The organism is Streptomyces sp. TRM68416 (assembly GCF_014596915.1).
Classification (GTDB): Bacteria; Actinomycetota; Actinomycetes; order Streptomycetales; family Streptomycetaceae; genus Streptomyces.
Genome location: NZ_JACVWU010000026.1, coordinates 112,847 through 119,305, shown reverse-complemented (window position 1 = coordinate 119,305; position 6,459 = coordinate 112,847). Strand labels below are relative to the sequence as shown.

The 6,459-nt window shown below is 74.0% G+C and carries 5 protein-coding genes; all 5 read left to right on the top strand.

The window, feature by feature from the left end; translation table 11 throughout:
- The first annotated feature begins 87 nt into the window (after positions 1–87).
- The 5 genes from ICC28_RS33065 (at position 88) to moeZ (ending at position 6,451) form a co-directional block, all read left to right on the top strand.
- Positions 88–1,800, top strand: coding sequence for a DUF3492 domain-containing protein (locus ICC28_RS33065; protein WP_188292474.1), 1,713 nt, complete (start codon positions 88–90; stop codon positions 1,798–1,800).
- A gap of 419 nt (positions 1,801–2,219) precedes the next feature.
- The gene (locus tag ICC28_RS33060; RefSeq protein WP_317454144.1) at positions 2,220–3,359 is read left to right on the top strand and encodes a hypothetical protein; all 1,140 of its coding nucleotides are present in this window, start codon (positions 2,220–2,222) and stop codon (positions 3,357–3,359) included.
- A 153-nt stretch (positions 3,360–3,512) separates the two neighbouring features.
- On the top strand, positions 3,513–4,472 hold the full coding sequence (locus ICC28_RS33055) for an NAD-dependent epimerase/dehydratase family protein (protein ID WP_188292473.1): 960 nt from the start codon (positions 3,513–3,515) through the stop codon (positions 4,470–4,472).
- Positions 4,460–5,209: a spherulation-specific family 4 protein gene (locus ICC28_RS33050; RefSeq protein ID WP_188292472.1), complete on the top strand. Its 750-nt coding sequence runs from the start codon at positions 4,460–4,462 to the stop codon at positions 5,207–5,209. Before ICC28_RS33055 ends, ICC28_RS33050 begins: the two co-directional genes overlap by 13 nt.
- Before the next feature lie 63 nt (positions 5,210–5,272).
- Positions 5,273–6,451 carry an adenylyltransferase/sulfurtransferase MoeZ gene (gene moeZ / locus ICC28_RS33045; protein WP_188292471.1) on the top strand — a complete coding sequence of 393 codons (1,179 nt, stop codon included), beginning with the start codon at positions 5,273–5,275 and terminating at the stop codon, positions 6,449–6,451.
- The last annotated feature ends 8 nt before the right edge of the window (positions 6,452–6,459 follow it).

Here is a 6,459-nt window from a genome sequence, read left to right as displayed (position 1 = left end):
CACCACCGCCTTGTCCGCATACGTTCGTCCCGCTGCGAGCCGCCGGGCCAACGGCGGCTCCCCTAACGGGAGATCGGGGGTGTACTCGTGCGCATCGGACTGCTCACGGAGGGTGGCTATCCGTATGTGAACGGTGACGCCGGGCTCTGGTGCGACCGGCTCGTGCGCGGGCTCGCGCAGCACGAGTTCGAGGTCTACGCGCTCAGCCGCAGTGAGCGCCAGGAGGATTCGGGTTGGGTCCCGCTGCCGCCGCAGGTAAGCCGCGTTCTGACGGCTCCGCTGTGGACGGCCGGGGAGGACGGGGCGGGCCACGGCCGCCGCGCACGCCGGCGCTTCGCGGAGCACTACGGCGAACTGGCCGCCGTTGTGTGCGCCGGCGCCGCCAAGGATCGCGCCGATACCCCCGAAGGGGCGGCCGTTGCTGAGGCGGACCGTTTCGGCAACGCGCTGTACGGCCTTGCGGAGCTGGCCCGCGACGAGGGCGGCCTGGTGGGGGCGCTCCGGTCCGAGACCGCCGTACGCACCCTCGAACGCGCCTGTCGCGCGCCCGGCGCTCCGCGCGCCGCCCGCGAGGCGCGCGTTCCCGACCTGCTCGCCGTCGCCGCGCACCTGGAACGCGCCCTGCGCCCCCTCTCCCTCGACTGGTACGAGGACGACGGCCTCGGCTCGGTCGACCTGTGCCACGCCGCCTCCGGCGGCTCCGCGGCCCTGCCCGGGCTGCTCGCCGGCCACTTCTCCGGCGTACCCCTGCTGGTGACCGAGTACGGGGTGCGGCTGCGCACGCACTACCTGGCCGCCGACGACTCCGCGCCCGCCGTGCGCTCCCTGCTCGCCGCCTTCCACGGCCGGCTCGCCGCCGAGATCTACCGGCGGGCCGCGGTCGTCACGCCCGGCAACGCCCACGCCCGCCGCTGGCAGGAGCACTGCGGCGCCGACCGGGCCAAGCTGCACACCGTCTACCCGGGCATGGACGCCTCCCGCTTCGCGGAGGTCGGCGAGTCCTCGGAGTGCGCGGACCCGGACACCCTCGTCTGGGTCGGCCGCGTCGAACCCGCCAAGGACCTCGTCTCCCTGCTGCACGCCTTCGCCGAGATCCGCAAGGAGGAGCCCAAGACCAGCCTGCGGATCGTCGGCAGCCCGGCGGGCCCCGAGGGCGCGGCGTACCTCGGCCACTGCAGGGCGCTGGCCGCGCAGCTCTTCCCCGACGAGGCCGAAGGCCTGCACGCCGTCGGTGACAACCCGGTCTCCTTCGAGGAGATCGGCGGCCCCGAACTCCCCTCGCTCGCCGACGCGTACGCCGCGGGCGCCGTGACCGTCCTCTCCAGCGTCGTCGAGGGCTTCCCCGTAGGGCTGGTCGAGGCCATGTTCTGCGGCCGCGCGACGGTGTCCACGGACGTGGGCGCGGTGGTGGAGGTCATCGGCGGCACCGGTCTCGTCGTGCCCCCGCGTAATCCGCGGGCGCTCGCCGAGGCGTGTGTGGCGCTGTTGCGCGACCCGGAGCGCCGCGAGCGCCTGGGCGCCGCCGCACGTGCGCGTGCGCTCGAACTGTTCACCGTCGAGCAGAACATCGCGGCATTTCACGGCATTTACCTGGAGATCGTCTCGCGCTGCCCGGTCCGCCGGGTCGTCCTCGACGAGGCCGGTGAACCCCTGCCGTTCGCCGTCCCCGCCGAGGCGCACGTCCCCGGGCGCTGGACCGGCCCGAGGGCGCGCGCGGTCGCCCGGGGCGGCGCGGGCTGGGCGGCGGGCCCGCCGGTCCGGGCCACCACCGTGGTGCCGGCCCCGGAGGGAGCCCGATGAGCGCGCTGGACCGTCCGGAGACTCCGACCAGCCCCGGCGCATGGGACGCCCGGTCGGAGGAGTGGCTCGCGGCGGAGACGGACGACACTCCCTCGACCGACACGGACACGCCGACCGACAACGGCCCCGCTTCCACGGTGGGGCGCACGCCGGCCGCCGATGCTCCTGCGGTCAGTGACGGGTTCGTTTCGGTGGTGGGGGCCAGGCTGGCTGCGGATGGTTCTGCGGTCGGTGACAGTGCCGCTTCGGTGGCGGGGCGCGCGCCGGCCGCGGATGCTCCTGCGGTCGGTGACGGGTTCGCCTCCGTGGTGCGGGGCACGTCTGCCGCGGATGGTTCTGCGGCCGGTGACGGTCCCGCTTCGGTGGTGGGGGCCAGGCTGCCCGCCGATGCTCCGGCGGTCGACCACGGGGCCGCCTCCGTGGGGGGCAGGCCGGCCTCCGGCGCCCGTGCGGCCGAGCCCGGTCGGGCCGCCGTGCGTCGCACCGCCGTGGACCCCGTGAAGGCGCTGATGCACCGGCACCGGGAGCTGTGCGAACGGGCCGTGGACCCCTTGGAGATCGCGGCGGGCCTGGAGGCGCACGGCGTCACCGACCGGACCGCGACACGCTTCCGGCACCGGGACGTCTTCTCCCTCGCGGAGGAGATGTACGCCCGTGTCTCCCGCGGTGACACCGCACCGCGGGTCACCGTGCCCGCGACGCCGCGCGTGCGGGCCGCCTGGGTCCTCCGCGCGCTGCTCCCCGGCGTGCTGTGCGCCGGGGCCGTGACCGGCCTGCGCCTGACCCACGGACAGACCCGGCTGATCGTGGCCGCCCTGGGCGTGCTCGCCGTGGCGCTCGCCGTGCGCGCGGCCCTGTCCCGGGGCCCGCTCGGTGCCACGGACCGCCCGGCGCGCCCGACGACGGCCTGGACCTGCTGGCTGATCGCCTACGCGGCCCTGGGCGACGGACTGCTGGAAGCGGCCCTGTCCCAAGGCCCCGACGCCCTGCCCACGGGCTCCCCGGCCGACCCTTGGCCCCTGGCCGCCGCCGGTGTCCTGGCCCTCGCCCTGTCCTGCGCGCCCGCGGCATGGTGCGCCCACCTCTTCGCCGTACGCGCCCGCCGCAGACTGGCCGCCAGCCGGCAACTGGAGGAGTTCGCCGCCGCCGTACGGCCCCTGCTGCTCGCCACCTTCGGCCTGTTCCTGGCCGCTCTCACCGCCCTCCTCGCACTGTCCGCCGCCGCCCTGGCCGAACCGGCCGGATACGCGCAGATCCTCACCCTGGGCGGGCTGCTCCTGCTCGCCCGGCTGCTCACCGCACACGGCTTCACGCACGCTCCGGTGGTGGTCCTCGCCACCGCCGCCACGGCCGAGGCGGGGGCCCTGGCCTCGGTCTTCGCGTCCCGACTGCCCGGCTGCGGCTTCCTGGCCGGCCCCGTGGACGCGCTGGCCTCGACATGGGGCCCGGGCGCTGTTCCGGCCCTCGTCTGCGGGGCCGGGGCCTTGGCCCTCCTGGTCCATTCCGCCCGCACCCTCACCCGCGCCTCGGCACACGCAACGCCGGACCGGCCGTGCTGACGCCCCGGTCGCCGCGTCCGGGCATCCGGCCCGGGCAGCTGCAGGCACCCGGCCGTACCGGCCACGGCACCCGCACTCGCACCACCCCCCTCTGTAAGGAGAACCACACATGATCACCTCCCGACCCGAGCTCTCGGCCCCGGGAGCCGCGCGATGAGAGTCCTGCTGATCGGAGCCAACGGCTACCTCGGCCGCTTCGTCGCCGACCGCCTGCTCGCCGACCCCGCCGTCCAGCTCACCGCCCTCGGCCGCGGCGACGACGCCGACGTCCGCTTCGACCTCGCGTCCGGCAGCCCCGGCGCCCTGACCCGCTTCCTCGACGCGGTCCACCCGGGCGTGGTCATCAACTGCGCGGGCGCCACCCGCGGCGGCGCCCGCGAGCTCACCCGCCACAACACGGTCGCCGTCGCCACCGTCTGCGAGGCCCTGCGCCGCAGCGGCTGCGGCGCCCGTCTCGTGCAGATCGGCTGCGGCGCCGAGTACGGCCCCAGCCAGCCCGGCTCCTCCACCGCGGAGGACGCCGTCCCGCGCCCCGGCGGCCCGTACGGCGTCAGCAAGCTCGCCGCCACCGAACTCGTCCTGGGCTCCGGCCTCGACGCCGTCGTCCTGCGCGTGTTCTCACCCGCGGGCCCCGGCACCCCCGCGGGCTCCCCGCTCGGCCGGCTCGCCGAGGCCATGCGGCGGGCCATGCAGTCCGGCGACGGCGAACTCAAGCTCGGCGGCCTCGGCGCCCAGCGCGACTTCGTCGACGTGCGCGACGTGGCCCGCGCCGTGCACGCCGCCTCGCTCTCCGCCGCCCAGGGCGTCATCAACATCGGCTCGGGCCGCGCCGTCCGCCTGCGCGACGCCGCCGCGGTCCTCGCCCGCGTGGCCGGATACGGCGGTGCTCTCCACGAACTCGACGGCCCTCCCGGCCCGCTGCGGGCAGCCATCGGGCACCCCCGCTCCGAACCGGACCACGCGCCCCCGGTCGCGTACCCGTACCCGGACGGCTGCGGCAGCTGGCAGCAGGCCGATGTGCGCACCGCACGCGACCGGCTCGGCTGGCGGCCCCGGATCAACCTGGAGGAGTCCCTCGCCGACATTTGGATGGAGGCGGCATGTCGCATCTGACCAGCGCCAAACCGGGCTCCGCCGACACCGGCCTGCGCACCGGGATCGGCGTCCCCGGCCTGGCCCACCCGCTCGTCGCCCCGGCCGAGTGGGCCGAACTCACCCGCCCCGGAACGCCGGTGCACTGGGCCGTCCTCGACGTCGCCGACGGCCCCGGCTCCCGCCCGGACCCGCACTGCCTGCAGGCGGCCGCGCGCCTGCGCAACGCGGGCGTCCGCGTCCTCGGCCACCTCGACACCACCTACGGAGCCCGCCCCTTCGGGGAGGTCGTCTCCGAGGCGCACCGCTATCTCGACTGGTACCGGGTCGACGGCTTCTTCCTGGACCGCTGCCCCGCCGAGCGCGCCGCGCTCCCGGAGATCCGCCGTACCGTCGCCACGCTGCGCGCCCTGTGTGACGACGCTCATGTCGTCCTCGGCCACGGCATCCACCCGTACCCGGGCTACGCCGAGAACGCCGACCAGCTCGTCACCTTCTCCGGCCCGTGGAGCGACTACCGCTGGTCGCAGGTGGCGGAGTGGACCGCGGACTATCCGCCCGAGCGGTTCTGCCACTTCGTCCACGGAATGCCCCGCGGGCACCTGGAGGAGGCACTGCGCGTCGCCCGCTGGCAGGGCGCCTCGACGATCTACTTCACCGACCGCACGGACAGCGGCGGCCGCGCTGATCCGTGGGAGACCATGCCCGGCTACTGGGACGAAATCGTCTCGCGGATCGGAACAGGTGTCTCGGAATGAAAAAGGCCATGGCACTGTTACGGCAAGAACAACCGTAAGTATTGACCGACCAACGGAGTCCCCGTGTCGCTGCCACCCCTGGTCGAGCCGGCCGCCGAGCTCACCGTAGACGAGGTCCGCAGGTACTCCCGCCACCTGATCATCCCCGACGTCGGGATGGACGGGCAGAAGCGGCTGAAGAACGCCAAGGTGCTCTGTGTGGGCGCCGGCGGCCTGGGCTCGCCGGCACTGATGTACCTGGCCGCCGCGGGCGTGGGCACGCTCGGCATCGTGGAGTTCGACGAGGTCGACGAGTCGAACCTGCAGCGCCAGATCATCCACAGCCAGGCCGACATCGGCCGCTCCAAGGCCGAGTCCGCCCGTGACTCCGTCCTCGGCATCAACCCGTACGTGAACGTGATCCTTCACGAGGAGCGGCTCGAGGCCGACAACGTGATGGACATCTTCAGCCAGTACGACCTGATCGTCGACGGCACGGACAACTTCGCCACCCGGTACCTGGTCAACGACGCCTGCGTGCTGCTGAACAAGCCGTACGTGTGGGGTTCGATCTACCGCTTCGACGGCCAGGCCTCGGTCTTCTGGTCCGAGCACGGCCCCTGCTACCGCTGCCTCTACCCGGAGCCCCCGCCGCCGGGCATGGTCCCCTCCTGCGCCGAGGGCGGCGTCCTGGGCGTGCTGTGCGCGTCCATCGGCTCCATCCAGGTCACCGAGGCCATCAAGGTCCTCACCGGCACGGGCGAGCCGCTGGTCGGCCGCCTGATGATCTACGACGCCCTGGAGATGCAGTACCGCCAGGTCAAGGTCCGCAAGGACCCCAACTGCGCGGTCTGCGGCGAGAACCCCACCGTCACCGAGCTGATCGACTACGAGGCCTTCTGCGGCGTCGTGTCCGAGGAGGCCCAGGAGGCGGCCGCCGGCTCGACGATCACTCCCAAGCAGCTCAAGGAGTGGATCGACGACGGCGAGAGCATCGAGATCATCGACGTCCGCGAGATCAACGAGTACGAGATCGTCTCGATCCCCGGCGCCAAGCTGATCCCGAAGAACGAGTTCCTCATGGGCACCGCCCTGGAGGGCCTCCCGCAGGACAAGAAGATCGTCTTGCACTGCAAGACGGGTGTCCGCAGTGCGGAAGTCCTCGCGGTCCTGAAGTCCGCGGGCTTCGCCGACGCCGTGCACGTCGGCGGCGGCGTGATCGGCTGGGTCAACCAGATCGAGCCGCACAAGCCGGTCTACTGAGCCGGCAT

Coding starts and splice junctions, on each gene's coding strand:
- ICC28_RS33055 (WP_188292473.1), top strand. CDS start 3,513: ATGAGAGTCCTGCTGATCGGAGCCAACGGCTACCTCGGCCGCTTCGTC.
- ICC28_RS33050 (WP_188292472.1), top strand. CDS start 4,460: ATGTCGCATCTGACCAGCGCCAAACCGGGCTCCGCCGACACCGGCCTG.